We start from the raw sequence: 15,696 nt of genomic DNA, 5'->3' as shown, positions 1-15,696 counted from the left end.
AGCATAGCTTCGGTCTTTTTTCACCCAACTGAGCTAATGACCCGCTCAAACAATAGTTTTGAAACGCTTTAAAGTGGTGGGTCATGATGGACTCGAACCATCGACCAATGGATTAAAAGTCCACTGCTCTACCAACTGAGCTAATGACCCACTTAGCGCCGCAGAGTAGTTGTTACCAATCGTCTGCTGCGGGCGCTTATAATACTTATTTAAAATTTGAGTGCAACTGAAATAGCTAGTTTTTTTCACTTTTTATGACTAAGCGCCTAATTTTACCGCACTCAGTTCAAAAAGTAGCTTTTACATCTTGGCTAAACGTTCCGTTGCCAACTTTGCAGGTGTTGTACTTGGGTACTCTTTAATCAAGTCATTGAGTAGTTGCTTAGCTGCTGCCGACTGCCCCTGCTTATGCATGATAGTACCGAGCTTCAACATCGCTTCTGGACGCTTGTTAGACTCCGGAAAGTCATCGACAACCGTTTTAAAGTGGCGCTTTGCAGTGTTGTCTTCAGACTTAATAATAAAAAGCTGGCCTAACCAATAGTGTGCATTAGGCACGTAAACCGAATTTGGAAACTGCTTTAGAAAACCTTGAAACTCTGGGATCGCAGCATCATAGCGCTTATCTTCAATAATCATCGCTACAGTACGATCATAGGCCTCATTTTCAGACAAGTTACTACTAAACGCTTGCTCTGGAGTGACATCTGGTACTGTGTTAACCGACTTCGATTGTTCATAAACCTGACTCACCCGATTCTCAATTTCTTGATACAACTCACGCTGACGCTGCAGAACCTTTTCCAGCTTATAGCTTTGCTCTTCTGTTACTCCCCGCACTTGGCTTACTTCCTCTTGCAACATATTAAGTTGTTGCTGTAAATCAGCCTGCAGTAGGTTGCGATTTCTCATCATACTCTCTAGCTGAGAAATACGTTGCTCTAGTGTTTGAGTTGAATTTGCAGCTTCTGAAACAGGAGCGGGAGCAGCCCAAACTTGGGCGCTCCCGCTCATGAGAAAGAATGCTGCCAAAATAGTTTTCGGCTTCATAATAACTCTTTCTTAGTAAACTAATACCGCGCGACGGTTTTTAGCAAAAGCTTCTTCCGTACGTGACTTAACCATAGGCTTTTCTTCACCATAGCTGACAACAGAAATTTGGCTATCAGAAACACCTAGACTTTGCATGTACTTAGCTACCGCTTTACCACGACTTTCACCTAGTGCGATGTTGTACTCAGGCGTACCACGCTCATCAGCGTGACCTTCGATAAGTACTTTTACACTTGGGTTTTTAACCAAGAAGTCTGCGTGTGCTTGCAGTAGCTCAGTATATTGGCTCTGGATTGTTGACTTGTCGAAATCAAAGTAAACAATTTGCTCTTGACGCAATGCTTCGTATTTTTCGCGTAGTTTTTCTTCTGCAGATTTTTCGCGAGTCATTGTATTTACATCAACAGTATTATCTTGAGTAGTTGCCGCTTGATTACTTTCGCTAGCCGCGCCCTCGTCAACGCTTGAAGAAGAGCTACAAGCTGCAAGTGTCATCACTGGCAACGCGACCATTAAGGCTTTTAGAGTTTTATTAAGTTGCATCGAGTATATTCCTATATCTTTTAAATCTAACCAGCAAAATTACTGTAAAAACGGCGACCAGGCAGGTGCCTTAACTTGGCCATTCGCGACAGGTAACCTTGCCTTGAATCGACCATCCATAGACACCAGTGCCAATACCTGCTTATTATTGTGCAAGGTGCTGTATATTATCATCGAACCATTTGGCGCAATACTCGGAGACTCATCCAGTCTCGTGCGAGTCAACACTTGAAACAGCCCGGAGTCTAATTCTTTTTTGGCTATATGGTAACGGCCAAGCGTGCGATTAACCATCACCAGTCGCTTGCCATCTGGTGTAATCGAACCCGCCAAGTTCATATCACCATCAAACGTTACACGTTTAGACCTGCCAGTTTTTAAATTTAACTTATATATCTGAGCATTACCACCCCTTTCAGATGTATACACAATTTCTTGTCCATTTGGGTGCCAAGACGGCTCAGTATCTATACTACGATGACGCGTTAAGCGCTTTTCTTGTTTCGTTTTCAGGTCAATTACATAAACTTCCGTTGCGCCACCTTCATCTTTAGACAACACAGCGAGTAGTTTGGTGCCATCGGGAGAAAACTGCGGTGCACCGTTAATACCTGGGTAGCTAGTGATTAGCTCGCGCTTACCGGTATAAATATCTTGGATATAAATTTGTGACTGGCGGTTTTCAAAGGTCACATAAGCCAGTTTATTGGCATCTGGGGACCAAGCTGGTGACATTAATGGCTCTTGCGAACGTAACAACACTTGCTCATTGTAGCCATCGTAGTCGGCCACAACTAACTGATAAGGTTTGTCTTGGCCGTCTCTGACAATAACGTAGGCAATTTTAGTTCTAAAAGCGCCCTTTTCACCGGTTAACGCTTCATAGACTACATCGCTGATCTGATGGGCATAATTTCTGAAACCAGAGCTTGAAATAACACTTTGGCGACCTTCCAAAATATGGTCATCGCTCTGCATTAAGCGGCCATTACTCATCATTCTGGTCTCGCCACCCGTTAGCTGAGCACGGATCACGTCGATCAGTTCATACTTCACTAAGTAGCGTCCCGCAGATTGTTGTGTCACGGTGCCTACTACAACGGCTTCTACCCCTGCATCTACCCAAGCGGCATAATCCACTTCAGAGTCAGTGGTTGGAAGCTGTGGCATATCCAGCTCAGCAATGGGTTTAAATTTACCACTGCGCATCAAGTCGGCGGCGATAACATCGCTTAAGCTTGATGGCATTTCACCCGTGCCATTGTACTTAAATGGTACAATTGCGATAGGTCGGGCACTGTCTACCCCCTCGGTGATAACTATCTCAAGCGCAGCATATGCGAACTGAGATATCCCCAAAGTAAGCACCATAAGTAAGGTTGTGAACTTCTTTAACATGTTCTGCCTTTATAAATTTGGTTTAATTGTTAGGTTTATATTTTTAAGCTGTTCAAACACGGCTTTGTCTTTTGACACCGGTAACGTATCCGCCATTTTTACTGCTCGGATGGCCGCTTCACAGACCAACTTATCTCCGCCCAGTGACTTAACGCTAGTGACCAAGCCATTAAAGCCTAAACGAATGTTCACTCGGCATTGTTTGCCTTTCATGGTTTCATCAATAAGTAAATTAGACTGAATGCGCTGCATGATCAGGGCTTTAAACTTATCGACTTCACTGAGAACTTGTTGCTGGCGAATTTTCGCACGCGCAGCCTGCTCTTTGGCTAACTGCTCACGCAACATCTGCTCTTCCATGGCTTTTTGTCGAGCACGCTCTGCGGCTTCAGCCTTGCGCTTTTCCTCGGCTTCACGGCGCTTTCTTGCTTCTTCAGCTTTACGCAGACGATCTTCTTCAGCTTTTCTTTGTGCAGCTGCTTTTTTGGCTGCCTCTTGTGCTGCGGCCTTTTCTGCTCGTGCTTTGTCAGCCTCGGCCCGCTGCTTTTGCTCAATTTCTCGAGCGCGTTTTGCTTGTGCTTCGGCTTTTTTCTTCTCAGCCAGCTTAGCTTGACGCTCTTGCTCTAAACGCTTTATCCGCCTTGCTTCTGCTTCGCGCGCCTTTCTTGCTTGCTGAGCACGCTGCTCAAGCTCGCGAATACGGCGTTCTTCAGCAGCCTTTTTGTCTGCTTCTTGCTGTTTCAGCTTGGCGATTTTCTGCTCAACCGCTTGTTGACTTACCGACACCGCCGATACCACTTTCTCAGAAGGGGCTTGGTCATTTTTGGAATTCAGCGTCACTTCCATCACCGTAGGTGCTGGGGTATGGAAATTTGCCGTCGCAAAAAGTAGCCCACCTATAGCACCATGGAGCAGTACCGACTTAGTCACACTGTGCGATAATGTACTCATCCCTACTCCTCAAATGACTTCGTCATCAAGCCTACGGATGGCACACCCGCTTTTTTCAAAAAGTCCATTAAATACAATACTTCTTGATAAGACACGCGACCGGATCCTTTTATCATTACCGGAGTATCTGGGTTTTGCTCTAATTTCAACTTGATCACCGCGGCCACTTCAACCGCATCCATAGGAGCTTCAGGATCGGTTCCTACAGTAACAAAGTAACGGCCTTCAGCGTCAATTGTGGCAATGATTGGCGGTGTGTCTTTGGTTTCTACTAGCTCAGACTCTTCCATCTGAGGTAAGTCTACCTTTACACCATGTTGGATCAGCGGTGCTGTTGCCATAAAAATGATCAGCAGCACTAACATCACATCGATGTATGGGACTACGTTTATTTCTGCAACGGGGCGGCGGCGCTTACGCTGGTACATTTTGCTTAGCCTCTACTTGTAATGCAGCCTGACGATATAGAATGTTGGCAAACTCTTCCATAAAATTAATGTATTGCGTTTCCAGCTTTTCAACGTTTTTAGCAAAACGGTTATAGGCCATTACCGCAGGGATCGCGGCAAACAAGCCCATGGCAGTAGCAATAAGCGCTTCAGCAATCCCCGGCGCCACCATTTGCAAGGTAGCTTGTTTCACTTCACCTAGTGCAATAAAGGCGTTCATGATCCCCCAAACGGTACCAAATAAGCCGATGTACGGACTGATAGAACCCACCGTAGCAAGAAACGACAAGCTCGACTCAAGTTTTTCAATTTCTCGAGATAAGGCAACTCGCATTGAGCGATGTGTTCCCTCTACCACCACTGACGGTGACTGTATGTTGCCTTTTTTGTGTTTAGCGAACTCTTTAAATCCCGAAACAAATAAAGCTTCAATGCCCGTTGCAACACCAGGTCTGGCAGATATTTCATTATATAATTTGCTTAAGTCCATTCCGGACCAAAACTTCTGCTCGAACTTTTTCGATTGGCTTTGCGCTTGTGAAATAATATTTTTGCGCTGAAAAATAATCGCCCAGGATGCAATAGACAAGCCGACCAGTGTCAACATCACCAGTTGCACCAAAAAACTGGCTTTTAAAATTAAATCGACAAAGTTTAGTCCCGATTCCACGTTATTATACTCCTACAAGTGTTTCGGCATTGTTAGCCATTTTATTGTTAGCGCGCTACACAGTGGTGCTGGCTTTGCAACAAAGCTGATGCATAGACCAGAGAAATCCACTAAAGGTTCAGCTAGTTTAACCACACAGCATATTCCTTACAATCGCAATACCGCGAATTCATTGTATTTGACGATAAATAACACAAATGTGCCAACGAATAGCGTTCGACTGCTCTTAACGAAGGAATAGTGCCTCCTTTTACTTAAATCCTAAATATGAATCAAAACTGCATAAAAAGCCGCTTTTATGCAAAAAATGAGAATAAAACCACAAAAAACAGACTGGTCTTACCAATTAACAACAAATTATCTAATATTGATATTTTGCACAGATTTCATACAAATTCAGATTTTTCATATAGTTAATAGATAACACTTTTGACAATAAGCTTATAAATTGTACGAATAAAAAACTCATGGCATTAGATTTATTTATCCGAAAAAATAATTTTTCTAGTTTGATGAATCTCCTTCTTCACTATAATATACACCCTGTACTGAGCAAGCAGCTGAAGACTTCAGCAACGCACAGTTACTTGCAATAGGATTCTGATTTCGTATTGCAGAGATGGTGAGCTTAGTGGATAAAACCTTTGAGCAATTCATCTGTTCCCTGGATTACTTCCTTCAACTTGTTGTTTTGCCCGCATTGATTGCGGGCTTTTTTTTGCCTATTCAAAACTAATCACCTCTGCTAAACACAGCGGCTCAGCAGCAATTCCTGCCTTATAAATATCAAAGCAATGGTAATCAAATCTGGCTGAAAGCCGCTAGGTGCTGAGTACTTAGAAATGCCAGCTACTTTATCGATAAGAGACTTAATGGCGGTTGAATAGAGTAACAGAAAAGCGAAAGGAAGAGTTGCCGAGCTAAACTCGGCAGATAATGATAGGCTAGCTTATTCTGACTTGGTCAGATTAAAGTGCAGATACGCTTTGTCGGATACAATCCGGCCCCTGGGGGTGCGTTGAATAAAGCCCTGCTGGATTAGGTAAGGCTCAAGCACATCTTCAATGGTTTCTTTCTCTTCACCAATGGCCGCCGCGAGGTTATCCAATCCCACAGGCCCTCCGGTGAATTTTTCAATGATGGCAAGTAAGTACTTTCGATCCATGTAATCAAAGCCGCACTTATCAACATCAACCATATCCAGAGCCAAATGGGCAATCTCTTCGCTAATGGTGCCATCGCCTTTCACCTCGGCAAAATCGCGCACCCTGCGCAGTAAGCGGTTGGCTATTCGCGGTGTACCACGTGCCCGACGCGCCACTTCCAGCGCCCCCGGATCAGTGATTTGCAAATTAAGGTGATAGGCCGAGCGACTCACAATAGCAGATAAGTCTGTTACGGAATAAAACTCTAAACGCTGCACAATACCGAAGCGGTCCCGTAAAGGCGAGGTTAAAGAGCCCGCCCGTGTGGTCGCTCCCACTAGCGTAAACGGTGGTAAATCAAGCTTAATTGAACGCGCGGCGGGCCCTTCACCAATCATAATATCCAGCTGGTAGTCTTCCATTGCTGGGTAAAGTATCTCTTCAACTTGAGGGCTTAAACGGTGGATCTCATCAATAAACAGCACATCACCTTCTTCTAAATTGGTTAAAAGTGCTGCGAGATCTCCGGCTTTTTCTAAAACCGGGCCCGATGTGGTTTTAATATTCACTTCCAGCTCATTGGCTACAATATTGGCTAAGGTAGTCTTACCAAGCCCAGGGGGACCAAAGATCAGCAGGTGGTCCAGCGCCTCTTTTCGTGTCCGCGCCGCTTCAATGAAGATTTCCATTTGTTTTTTGACGTGAGGCTGGCCCGTGTAATCGCTTAGTAATTTAGGCCGTATTGCCCGGTCCACTAAATCTTCGTTGCCTTGGATTTCTGGCTCTATTAATCTGTCCGCTTCTATCATAGTTACATCATCGATTTCAGAGCATCTTTAATAATGCTCTCAGTGGTCATGCCATTCTTGCTTGCTGATTTTACCGCTTTTTGCGCTTGCGTTTGCTTATAGCCCAAAGCAATTAATGCCGCAACAGCATCGTCTGCCGGAGTATCACTCACGGTAGGATCCTGTTGTGGAGACAGTATCGCGGCATCGCTAAATGGCGTCAATAAGTCATTGCCAAAGTCTTTGAGTTTATCTTTCATTTCTAATACTAGGCGTTCTGCCGTCTTTTTTCCTACCCCAGGGATTTTAACCAGGGTTGTGGCATCATCGTTGTTGACACAATTAACGAACTGCTCTGCCGACATGCCAGACAAAATCGCCAAGCCGAGTTTTGGCCCGACTCCATTTGCTTTGATCAAAGTACGGAATAAAGTGCGCGCAATTTTACTATTAAAGCCAAAGAGTAGCTGAGCATCTTCCCTCACAACAAAGTGAGTGAATACGGACACCTTTTCACCGACATTGGGCAACTCATAGAAACAGGTCATTGGCATTTGCACTTCGTAGCCCACGCCATTGACGTCGAGCAAAATTTCTGGTGGTTGTTTCTCGAGCAATATTCCGTTTAACTTTCCTATCATGGTTATCTTAGCCTTCCTCTTACTGTTTTACGTGCAGCCCCGGACATTTTAATTAGGTTTTGTTTGGAATGAGCGTGACAAATGGCTACAGCTAAGGCGTCTGCAGCATCCGCCTGAGGCGTACCAGGTAACTTTAAAATACGCTTCACCATTTCCTGTACTTGTGACTTCTCTGCGCCCCCGGTCCCCGCGACGGCTTGTTTAATTTGCCGTGCAGAATATTCACTCACCGCTACATCTTGCATGGTCGCCGCCACAATCGCCGCACCACGGGCTTGGCCTAGCTTTAAGGCTGAGCTGGGGTTATGGGCCACAAAGACTTGCTCAATGGCAAAATCGCTGGGCGAAAACTGCTCAATTAATTGAGTAATGCCTTGGTAAATCGTTTTCAGACGCGTTGGAAAGTCCTGCTCTCCTACTTTGATGCAGCCACTGCCAAGATATTGAAATTTTGCACCTTGGTGAGCAATGACACCATATCCAGTAAATCTTGAGCCCGGATCAATACCTAAAATAACAGCCAATCGCTTTTTCTCTTGATTTTTTTTCTATAATGCCAAAATACTGTATGAATTACCAGTGAAGTAGCTGAGATCAAAAAAGGCGGCATTAAGCCGCCTTTTACCAACACTGTGTGCTGATTTTTATGCCTTATTGTTCGCTTGGTTCAATAAGTTGCTCATCAATAGCCACAGCCAGCTCTTTTAGCGCATCCGGATTTGCCGGGCTTGGCGCATCCGTCATTAGGCAAGAAGCTTGAGTGGTTTTCGGGAAGGCAATGACATCACGAATATTATCCGTACCACATAACAGCATAACCACTCGGTCCAGACCAAACGCCAAACCAGCATGCGGTGGGGTACCGTATTTCAGTGCATCTAATAAGAAGCCAAACTTCTCTTGTTGTTCTTCTTCATCAATGCCTAAAATTCTAAACGCCGCTTGTTGCATTTCATTGTTGTGGATACGCACCGAACCGCCACCCACTTCGTAGCCATTAATGACCATGTCATAAGCGTCCGACAGCGTATTGGCTGGATTGGCTTCTAGCTCGGCAGCCGTGACGTCTTTAGGTGCTGTAAATGGATGGTGTACGGCGTGCAAGTTGCCTTCGTCGTCTTCTTCAAACATTGGGAAGTCAACCACCCAAAGTGGCGCCCACTTAGTCAAATCGGTGATTTCTAAATCCAGACCAATCTTCAGACGCAACGCGCCCATGGCTTCGTTCACTGTGTTACGCTTATCAGCGCCGAATAGAATAATGTCACCAGTGTTTGCGCCTGTGCGTTCAAGCAGAGCATTGATCACTTCTTCGTTCAAGAACTTCGCGATTGGCGATTGTACGCCATCGATGCCAGCATCACGGTCGTTGACTTTCATCCACGCCAGACCTTTGGCGCCGTAAATACCGACAAACTTGGTGTATTCATCAATTTGCTTACGCGAAAGTTGTGCGCCGCCTGGTACAGACAATACCGCAACACGCCCTTTTTCGTCATTAGCAGGGCCGCTGAGTACTTTAAATTCAACATCTTTGACAATATCTGCAACGTCAATCAATTCCAGTGGGTTACGTAAGTCAGGTTTATCCGAGCCGTATTTGCTCATTGCCTCACTGTACGCCATCACTGGAAATGCGCCTAAATCAACATTTAGGAACGACTGCCACATTTCACGGATCATTTTTTCAGTAACGCCACGCACTTGATCTGAGCTCATGAACGAGGTTTCGATATCAATCTGAGTAAATTCAGGTTGACGATCTGCGCGCAAATCTTCATCACGGAAGCACTTTACAATCTGGTAGTAACGGTCAAAACCAGACATCATCAGCAATTGTTTAAACAGCTGTGGCGACTGCGGTAACGCGTAAAAGCTGCCTTTGTGTACGCGGCTTGGTACTAAGTAGTCACGTGCGCCTTCCGGCGTTGCTTTGGTCAGTACTGGCGTTTCAATGTCTAAGAACTCATTCTCATCTAAGAAGCGACGAACAAAGCTGCTGGCTTTTGCACGCATTTTGATGCGGTCACTCATTTCTAAACGACGCAAGTCTAAGTAGCGATATTTTAAGCGACGCTCTTCTGAGTTTTGCTGATTAAAGTCAAGAGGCAACGGCTCTGAACGGTTAATAATAGTTAAGTCCGTGCCTAGGATCTCCACTTCACCGGTGGCCATGTCTTTATTGACTTGGCTGTCAGGACGCGCACGAACAACGCCTTTAATTTGTACACAGAATTCTTGACGCAGTGCATTGGCTTTATCCATCAAGCCATCGACTTCCGGATCGAACACCACTTGCACCAAACCTTCTCTGTCTCTTAAGTCGACAAAGATAAGACCACCAAGGTCACGACGTTTATTAATCCAACCACACAGCTCAACCTGCTGATCTACGTGGTCCTTATTTAATTTTCCGCAATATATAGAGCGCATAAAATTCCTGTCAATCCAGTTTGCTCGCACGACTCTCATGGCAATTATCATCACGTCATTAGACGTCGATATAAAGCCAGCCGCTCAGACTCATTTTCAATAACCGCCAATTATATAAAAATACACTGCATTGTCATCCTCAATCTCAGATCTGGCGTGAATTCCTGTGATTTTGTTGTTGGCCATTGCCACTTCTAAGCTCATCACCCCAGTTCATTATGACTGTGGTAAACTAGGCCAATATGAATAATCCGGCTCGATTTGATTACTATGTTATACCTAGGTTGTCCGCAGTGGAGTAGCACACAGTGGAAAGGACACGTGTTTTCTAAGCACTGTGCTGCAAATAAGATGCTGAGTGAGTATGCGCAAATCTTTAATAGTGTTGAGGGAAACACCACCTTCTATGCCGATCCCAGCGCGCAAACCGTCATCAAGTGGCAACAACAGGTACCGGATGATTTTCGCTTTACCTTTAAAATCCCCAAACGCTTCAGCCATGATATGGCATTGCGCCACTGCCAAGATGAACTTATGGCTTGGTGCCAGACTATGGCGCCCTTGTTTCCTAAGCTGGGCATTTTGATGGTGCAATTACCTGCACAATTTGCGCCAGAGCATATGCCACAGTTACAACAGTTTCTCAGCTGGCTACCCAGAGAGCTTAAGGTGGGCGTTGAGGTTCGACACCCTGAGTTTTATCGTAAAGGGGACGCCGAACGGCGCTATAATCAGTATTTAATTGAGCATAATTACAACCGTGTGATAATGGATACCCGCGCACTGTTTAGTGAAGCGGCCACAACCCCAACCATTATCGATGCCCAACAAAAAAAGCCACACTTACCTGTGCACGCCATTGCCACCGCTGACAATCCAGTGATCCGTTTTGTTGGCTGCTCAACACTCAGCGCTAACCGCGAGTTTTATCAACCTTGGTTACACAAAGTTCGCCAGTGGCTGGCTGGCGGTAAAGCACCTTATGTCTTTTTTCATACTGCGGATAATATCGACTCTGCCTTTTTGGCGCGGCAATTCATTAATGATTTGGCTATACAGCACCCAGTAAGCGAGCCGTTTCCGGCAGAAAGAGAAGCCAAGCAGGAGTCGTTGTTCTGATGTCACACCCATACTTTGGCCATTACCCTGAACAAGTACAGCAACAAGTCGAAAGCCTGCTACAGCAACAAAGGCTAGGCCAGTTTTTTATCAAGCGCTACCCACATTCTCATGACATAAAAACAGACAAGCAGCTGTATAATTATATAGAGCGACTGCGGCAAGAATACATGAAGAACAGTCCTAGAGTGCATCAGGCCGCTTATGTAAAACGCCATAATATGGCGCTTAATGCGTTAGGCACGCATACCTATAAAACCACCCAGCATGGGGGCAGGCACAAAACCAGTCACCAGATCCACATTGAAGCTACGCTCAGGCACGCACCGGAGCCCATACTGCGTGCTTTGGTCGTTCATGAGCTGGCACACTTTAAAGAAAAGCATCACAATAAAGCGTTTTACAACCTGTGCCAGCATATGGAGCCTCACTATCACCAACTTGAGCTTGAACTGCGACTGTTTCTGTTGCTGTGTGAGAGTGAAGGAAATATATACTTGCCAGATTAAGGCCCACAGTTTGGCACTTCACCGGCATTTTGGGCACGCTTAGCGGTCGCTTGTGCTGTTGCCATATTCGCTTGCAGCTGAGCGATGCGGCTTTGCGGTGCTGGGTGAGTTGACATAAACTCAGGTGGTCTTTGTCCTGCTTGTTTTTCCATATTTTGCCACAGTGCCACTGAGCCTTTAGGATCAAAGCCCGCCTTGGCCATTAAATCGAGCCCAATGACATCGGCTTCGCTTTCATGGGAGCGGCTAAAAGGCAAAGCAATACCAAATTGCGCACCTAAACCAAGTCCTTGCATAATCGCATTACGATACTCAACATTATTCATCTCCAGAACCGCAGCGCCGGCTTGCAGGCCAAGTTGTAAGATACTATTTTGCGATACCCTTTCATTAGCGTGCTCGGCAATAACGTGCCCTACTTCATGCCCCATTACTGCGGCTAACTGGTGTTGGTTTTCTGCTACGTTTAAAATCCCAGTATGCACCCCGATTTTACCACCTGGCAGCGCGAAGGCGTTGGCAGAGTCATTAGCAAATACCACCACTTCCCACTGTTGATTGCCATACTTTTGCGGCAGTTGTGCCACTAGCGCATTTGCAATACACTTAACATAGCGGTTGGTGTTTGGGTCAGTGTCCACTTTTTGCTGTTGCTTCATCTGCTCAAAGCTTGCAACGCCCATTTTATCCATTTGTTGCTCGGAATACAGCGCCAGCTGCGTGCGCCCAGTTGGTGAGGTTTTGCATCCCACTAACGTTGCAGCCAAAGCGACCGCGAGAACCAGTTTCTTCATAACTTGTTCCTTATTTATGTTACGACTCGAGTTCCACTAAGTTTACCGCAAATTTGCCATGAAACGAGAGTAACTTGATACAATACAATTCATTTTCCTGTATTTTTCCAGTGTACACACCTTAGGTGATGATTTCAGTAACCTTATATCGTCTCCAACGGTGTGGTATTTTTCAATTAAGGTGTCATTACAACTCTATGAAATCATCAACGCTCCCTGCGATACTGCTGCCGCTCTTGGCCAGTATTGTAGCCATTACGCCCTTGGCCATAGATCTATATTTACCGGCTATGCTGGCCATTTCACAGAGTTTTAATAGTCCTTTAGAGCAAGTTCAAGTATCGCTCAGCAGTTACCTTGCAGGTTATGCGGTAGGAATGATGGTGTTTGGGCCATTGGCCGATAAGTTTCCTCGTCATTCACTGGCTTTATTGGGCTTGTTTGGTTTTACCTTGGCCTCTATTGGCTTAGCGCTCTGTAATGATATTGATGTGTTTATTGCCCTTCGCATCGTACAAGCATTTTGCGGCGCGGCCGCCACGGTTGTGGTACCTGGGGTGATCCGCTATTACTATAAAGAGCATACCGCCAAAGGCATGTCCTATGTTTCCATGATCATGATGATCGCTCCGCTGATTGCTCCCTCTGTTGGCGCTGTGATTTTACTGTACTTTGACTGGCATGCTATTTTTTGGTTTCTCGCCGGCTACGCAATCCTGGTCATGATTGCACTGCAGTTTTTCAGTATTAACATTGCTACTCAAGCCCATGTGCCGTTAAACTTGTCGTTCTTTTTACGAAATTACCGCATCGTCTTGACAGAAAAGTATGCCCGCTACGATATTTTATCCTCCATGCTGGCATCGTTTGCGTTTTTCTGTTTTTTAACCTCAGTGTCATTTATTTACCTTGATTACTATGGCGTCACAGAGCAATTGTTCGGGGTGTTATTTGCGATGAATGTAATCGCCTTGATGTTAGGTAACTTTGCCAACACCCGATTGGTGCCAAGGTTTGGCTCGAGAAAAATGTTAAATGTGGGATTAACCATCGGCGTGGTATTTTCGACACTGCTAGTGGTACTGAGTAGCCAGTCTGTCTCGGTTTGGGTTTTAGCCAGCGCCATCGCGCCATTAATGATGAGCTTGGGGATCATAGCCAGTAACGCCGACGCCTTAATTTTATTAAGCTTTGAGCATCAAACGGGCACGGCAACAGCAGTGATTGGCACCTTACGATTCGGCAGTGGAGCACTCGTTGGGCCTTTATTAGCATTAGCCACACCAGAATCCCCGCTACCCTTTTCCAGCTTTATGTTTGCAGCCATTATGTTAGTTATTGTTTGTCAGGTGCTAAATCGCAGGTTAGGGACTAAGCCTCCGGCGGCAAAACAATAATCCTTAGAGCTCGATTTCAAGCACAAAAAAAAGCCGCAATAACGCGGCTTTTTCGTTTTTGCTGCGACTTACTCTTCGGCAGCCTTAGAAACCATTACCATAGCAGGACGCAGTAGGCGACCATTCAAAGTATAGCCTTTTTGCATTACCGCTAATACCGTGTTCGGTGACACGTCATTACTTGGCTGAATAGACATGGCTTGATGCAGCTCTGGGTTAAAGGCTTCTCCTTGCGGATCCACGGCTTCAACACCAAATTTAGCTAACGCATCGCTGAAGCTTTTTAAGGTCATGTCGATGCCCTCAAGCACTGGCTTAAGCGTTTCGTTTTCTTTATCTGAAAACTCAATCGCACGCTCAAGGTTATCAATCACCGGTAGCAATTCATTAGAGAACTTTTCCAGTGCAAACTTGTGCGCTTTCTCAACATCCTGAGCGGCACGGCGACGAACATTTTCTGTTTCAGCAGCGGCACGAACGACGCTGTCTTTTTGATCTTCGATGGTTTGCTTTGCCGCTTCTAGCTCAGCGTGCAATCCAGCAATTTCCTCTTCTGGGCTCAACTCAGCCTCACCGTCGACTTGCTCTTGAGCTGCTTGCTCTGCTTCAACTTCTGCTTGTGTTGCTTCTTGTTCCAGCTCTTGCTCTTGGGCTTTTGTCTGCTCAGACATGTGACTCTTCTCCGATTCTTTACAACTGCGGGTAATTATGGGGATAGAAATTTAAGATTCAACCCTTTGCCAAAACGAATTTTCGTGATCATCAGAATTTTTATGGCGCGCTTGGTTAAGACAACTTTTTAAACTCTGCCAGTATCGCTTCTATTTTAGAATCGGCAGGACAAATCGCGCAAAAGCGGCTTTGATATTCGCCTTGAGAAAAGTATGGAATACTCAACACCACCACGTGGTGCAAGCCCAGCATACTTAACTCTTCACCGAGTAATACCGACACGCCATCTTTAAAGGCCAGCTTATCTTCCACTTGCTCTAAGAACCCGACACCAAGATTAATTTCATGGTCTAAATCGAGGCGGTTATATAAATAGCGCTCCCCTACTACGATGGCGTTATCTGAACCGAGCTGCTGACTTAACTGCTGTGTCCACTGCGCTAAAATATGGTGACAGCTTGGCGGTGCACTGTGGGCCATGGCCCGCATGCGATGCAGCCCTTCCACTAAAGTCTGTTGACTGAACACTGTATTCATCCAGGCGGCAAACTGGTAACGCAAGGCGTCGGAATCATCGACCGGTTTATCGATGCAAATATTATGTGACTGCCCTGCTCGGTCTAACAACAACACCAACCAGCTGTCCCGGTCAAAGTCCAGCACTTCAACCCGAAACATTTGTTTGCTGCTTGCTTGCGGTAACCCAACACAACAACACACTTGGAAGTTTTGACTAAGAAGGTGGGCAAACGACACTATGGTTGCTTGTTCAGGTTGCCAATCTCTTGCCACCTCAGTCAGTGGGAAGTAACTTTGCAACCAAAACTTGACGCCTAAATCGGTGGGTATGCGTCCCGAAGAAGTGTGAGGCGAGTAGAGTAAGCCATTATTCTCCAACCGTGCCATGGCATTACGTACCGTTGCCGAGCAAACGGCCATGCCCTCTTGCTTAGCTATTTTGCTTGAAGCAACAGGAAGCCCCTCTCCGTTACAGTAGTGACGCATCACCGCGCACAAGATTTGTTCATCTCTAGGATTCAGTTTCATAATTATTTTTATATGGGTGCCATTTGATTGTTTCAAGCTCTGGGCATTTAAGATAATCTTGCAACAAAGCCATCACGAACAAATGAC

At 45.6% G+C, this 15,696-nt stretch carries 16 protein-coding genes and 1 tRNA gene; 3 read left to right on the top strand and 14 right to left on the bottom strand.

Annotated elements, in window-relative coordinates:
- Nucleotides 1–74: 74 nt before the first annotated feature.
- The 11 genes from ACNKW2_RS16175 to aspS form a co-directional block, all read right to left on the bottom strand.
- A tRNA-Lys gene (locus tag ACNKW2_RS16175) sits at nucleotides 75–150 on the bottom strand.
- Nucleotides 151–300: 150 nt separating this feature from the next.
- Nucleotides 301–1,050 (bottom strand): tol-pal system protein YbgF, encoded by a 750-nt coding sequence (gene ybgF, locus ACNKW2_RS16170; RefSeq protein WP_336565882.1) that lies wholly within the window; start codon nucleotides 1,048–1,050, stop codon nucleotides 301–303.
- Between the two features lie 12 nt (nucleotides 1,051–1,062).
- Nucleotides 1,063–1,596, bottom strand: a complete 534-nt coding sequence (gene pal / locus ACNKW2_RS16165; RefSeq protein WP_336565880.1) for a peptidoglycan-associated lipoprotein Pal — start codon at nucleotides 1,594–1,596, stop codon at nucleotides 1,063–1,065.
- Nucleotides 1,597–1,635: 39 nt separating this feature from the next.
- The gene (gene tolB, locus ACNKW2_RS16160) at nucleotides 1,636–2,994 is read right to left on the bottom strand and encodes a Tol-Pal system beta propeller repeat protein TolB (protein ID WP_419149484.1); all 1,359 of its coding nucleotides are present in this window, start codon (nucleotides 2,992–2,994) and stop codon (nucleotides 1,636–1,638) included.
- A gap of 9 nt (nucleotides 2,995–3,003) precedes the next feature.
- Complete coding sequence (tolA, locus tag ACNKW2_RS16155; RefSeq protein WP_419149483.1) at nucleotides 3,004–3,945, bottom strand: cell envelope integrity protein TolA; 942 nt, start codon at nucleotides 3,943–3,945, stop codon at nucleotides 3,004–3,006.
- Between the two features lie 2 nt (nucleotides 3,946–3,947).
- Nucleotides 3,948–4,373, bottom strand: a complete 426-nt coding sequence (gene tolR, locus ACNKW2_RS16150; protein WP_336565876.1) for a protein TolR — start codon at nucleotides 4,371–4,373, stop codon at nucleotides 3,948–3,950.
- Nucleotides 4,360–5,064, bottom strand: coding sequence for a protein TolQ (gene tolQ / locus ACNKW2_RS16145; RefSeq protein WP_419149482.1), 705 nt, complete (start codon nucleotides 5,062–5,064; stop codon nucleotides 4,360–4,362). The genes tolR and tolQ overlap by 14 nt, the downstream gene beginning before the upstream one ends.
- 949 nt (nucleotides 5,065–6,013) lie before the next feature.
- Nucleotides 6,014–7,018, bottom strand: a complete 1,005-nt coding sequence (gene ruvB, locus ACNKW2_RS16140; protein ID WP_419149481.1) for a Holliday junction branch migration DNA helicase RuvB — start codon at nucleotides 7,016–7,018, stop codon at nucleotides 6,014–6,016.
- 2 nt (nucleotides 7,019–7,020) lie between these two features.
- Complete coding sequence (gene ruvA / locus ACNKW2_RS16135) at nucleotides 7,021–7,638, bottom strand: Holliday junction branch migration protein RuvA (RefSeq protein WP_419149480.1); 618 nt, start codon at nucleotides 7,636–7,638, stop codon at nucleotides 7,021–7,023.
- Between the two features lie 2 nt (nucleotides 7,639–7,640).
- On the bottom strand, nucleotides 7,641–8,162 hold the full coding sequence (gene ruvC, locus ACNKW2_RS16130; RefSeq protein WP_336565872.1) for a crossover junction endodeoxyribonuclease RuvC: 522 nt from the start codon (nucleotides 8,160–8,162) through the stop codon (nucleotides 7,641–7,643).
- Between the two features lie 127 nt (nucleotides 8,163–8,289).
- Complete coding sequence (gene aspS / locus ACNKW2_RS16125) at nucleotides 8,290–10,071, bottom strand: aspartate--tRNA ligase (protein WP_419149479.1); 1,782 nt, start codon at nucleotides 10,069–10,071, stop codon at nucleotides 8,290–8,292.
- A 270-nt stretch (nucleotides 10,072–10,341) separates the two neighbouring features.
- Here aspS and ACNKW2_RS16120 point away from each other — a divergent pair, with 270 nt between their 5' ends.
- Nucleotides 10,342–11,190, top strand: coding sequence for a DUF72 domain-containing protein (locus tag ACNKW2_RS16120; protein ID WP_419149478.1), 849 nt, complete (start codon nucleotides 10,342–10,344; stop codon nucleotides 11,188–11,190).
- Nucleotides 11,190–11,699 carry a M48 metallopeptidase family protein gene (locus tag ACNKW2_RS16115; RefSeq protein ID WP_419149477.1) on the top strand — a complete coding sequence of 170 codons (510 nt, stop codon included), beginning with the start codon at nucleotides 11,190–11,192 and terminating at the stop codon, nucleotides 11,697–11,699. The genes ACNKW2_RS16120 and ACNKW2_RS16115 overlap by 1 nt, the downstream gene beginning before the upstream one ends.
- On the opposite strand, the gene ACNKW2_RS16110 is transcribed toward ACNKW2_RS16115, so the two are convergent.
- Nucleotides 11,696–12,493 carry a M48 family metallopeptidase gene (locus tag ACNKW2_RS16110; protein WP_419149476.1) on the bottom strand — a complete coding sequence of 266 codons (798 nt, stop codon included), beginning with the start codon at nucleotides 12,491–12,493 and terminating at the stop codon, nucleotides 11,696–11,698. The genes ACNKW2_RS16115 and ACNKW2_RS16110 overlap by 4 nt on opposite strands.
- A gap of 197 nt (nucleotides 12,494–12,690) precedes the next feature.
- On the opposite strand from ACNKW2_RS16110, the gene ACNKW2_RS16105 reads away from it, so the two are divergent.
- A complete protein-coding gene (locus ACNKW2_RS16105) occupies nucleotides 12,691–13,890 on the top strand; it encodes a Bcr/CflA family multidrug efflux MFS transporter (RefSeq protein WP_419149475.1) in 1,200 nt (399 codons plus the stop codon).
- Between the two features lie 68 nt (nucleotides 13,891–13,958).
- On the opposite strand, the gene grpE is transcribed toward ACNKW2_RS16105, so the two are convergent.
- Together grpE and ACNKW2_RS16095 are read right to left on the bottom strand one after the other, a co-directional pair.
- Complete coding sequence (gene grpE, locus ACNKW2_RS16100) at nucleotides 13,959–14,561, bottom strand: nucleotide exchange factor GrpE (protein WP_419149474.1); 603 nt, start codon at nucleotides 14,559–14,561, stop codon at nucleotides 13,959–13,961.
- Nucleotides 14,562–14,676: 115 nt separating this feature from the next.
- On the bottom strand, nucleotides 14,677–15,609 hold the full coding sequence (locus ACNKW2_RS16095) for an HrcA family transcriptional regulator (RefSeq protein WP_336565857.1): 933 nt from the start codon (nucleotides 15,607–15,609) through the stop codon (nucleotides 14,677–14,679).
- Nucleotides 15,610–15,696: the final 87 nt, after the last annotated feature.

It is taken from the genome of Pseudoalteromonas 'SMAR' (genome assembly GCF_048515945.1).
Taxonomy (GTDB): domain Bacteria; phylum Pseudomonadota; class Gammaproteobacteria; order Enterobacterales; family Alteromonadaceae; genus Pseudoalteromonas.
Note: the sequence above shows the minus strand (reverse complement) of the source record. Positions and strands in the feature narration are given on the sequence as shown.

Coding starts and splice junctions, on each gene's coding strand:
- ybgF (WP_336565882.1), bottom strand. CDS start 1,050: ATGAAGCCGAAAACTATTTTGGCAGCATTCTTTCTCATGAGCGGGAGC.
- pal (WP_336565880.1), bottom strand. CDS start 1,596: ATGCAACTTAATAAAACTCTAAAAGCCTTAATGGTCGCGTTGCCAGTG.
- tolB (WP_419149484.1), bottom strand. CDS start 2,994: ATGTTAAAGAAGTTCACAACCTTACTTATGGTGCTTACTTTGGGGATA.
- tolA (WP_419149483.1), bottom strand. CDS start 3,945: ATGAGTACATTATCGCACAGTGTGACTAAGTCGGTACTGCTCCATGGT.
- tolR (WP_336565876.1), bottom strand. CDS start 4,373: ATGTACCAGCGTAAGCGCCGCCGCCCCGTTGCAGAAATAAACGTAGTC.
- ruvB (WP_419149481.1), bottom strand. CDS start 7,018: ATGATAGAAGCGGACAGATTAATAGAGCCAGAAATCCAAGGCAACGAA.
- ruvA (WP_419149480.1), bottom strand. CDS start 7,638: ATGATAGGAAAGTTAAACGGAATATTGCTCGAGAAACAACCACCAGAA.
- aspS (WP_419149479.1), bottom strand. CDS start 10,071: ATGCGCTCTATATATTGCGGAAAATTAAATAAGGACCACGTAGATCAG.
- ACNKW2_RS16120 (WP_419149478.1), top strand. CDS start 10,342: ATGTTATACCTAGGTTGTCCGCAGTGGAGTAGCACACAGTGGAAAGGA.
- ACNKW2_RS16115 (WP_419149477.1), top strand. CDS start 11,190: ATGTCACACCCATACTTTGGCCATTACCCTGAACAAGTACAGCAACAA.
- ACNKW2_RS16110 (WP_419149476.1), bottom strand. CDS start 12,493: ATGAAGAAACTGGTTCTCGCGGTCGCTTTGGCTGCAACGTTAGTGGGA.
- ACNKW2_RS16105 (WP_419149475.1), top strand. CDS start 12,691: ATGAAATCATCAACGCTCCCTGCGATACTGCTGCCGCTCTTGGCCAGT.
- grpE (WP_419149474.1), bottom strand. CDS start 14,561: ATGTCTGAGCAGACAAAAGCCCAAGAGCAAGAGCTGGAACAAGAAGCA.
- ACNKW2_RS16095 (WP_336565857.1), bottom strand. CDS start 15,609: ATGAAACTGAATCCTAGAGATGAACAAATCTTGTGCGCGGTGATGCGT.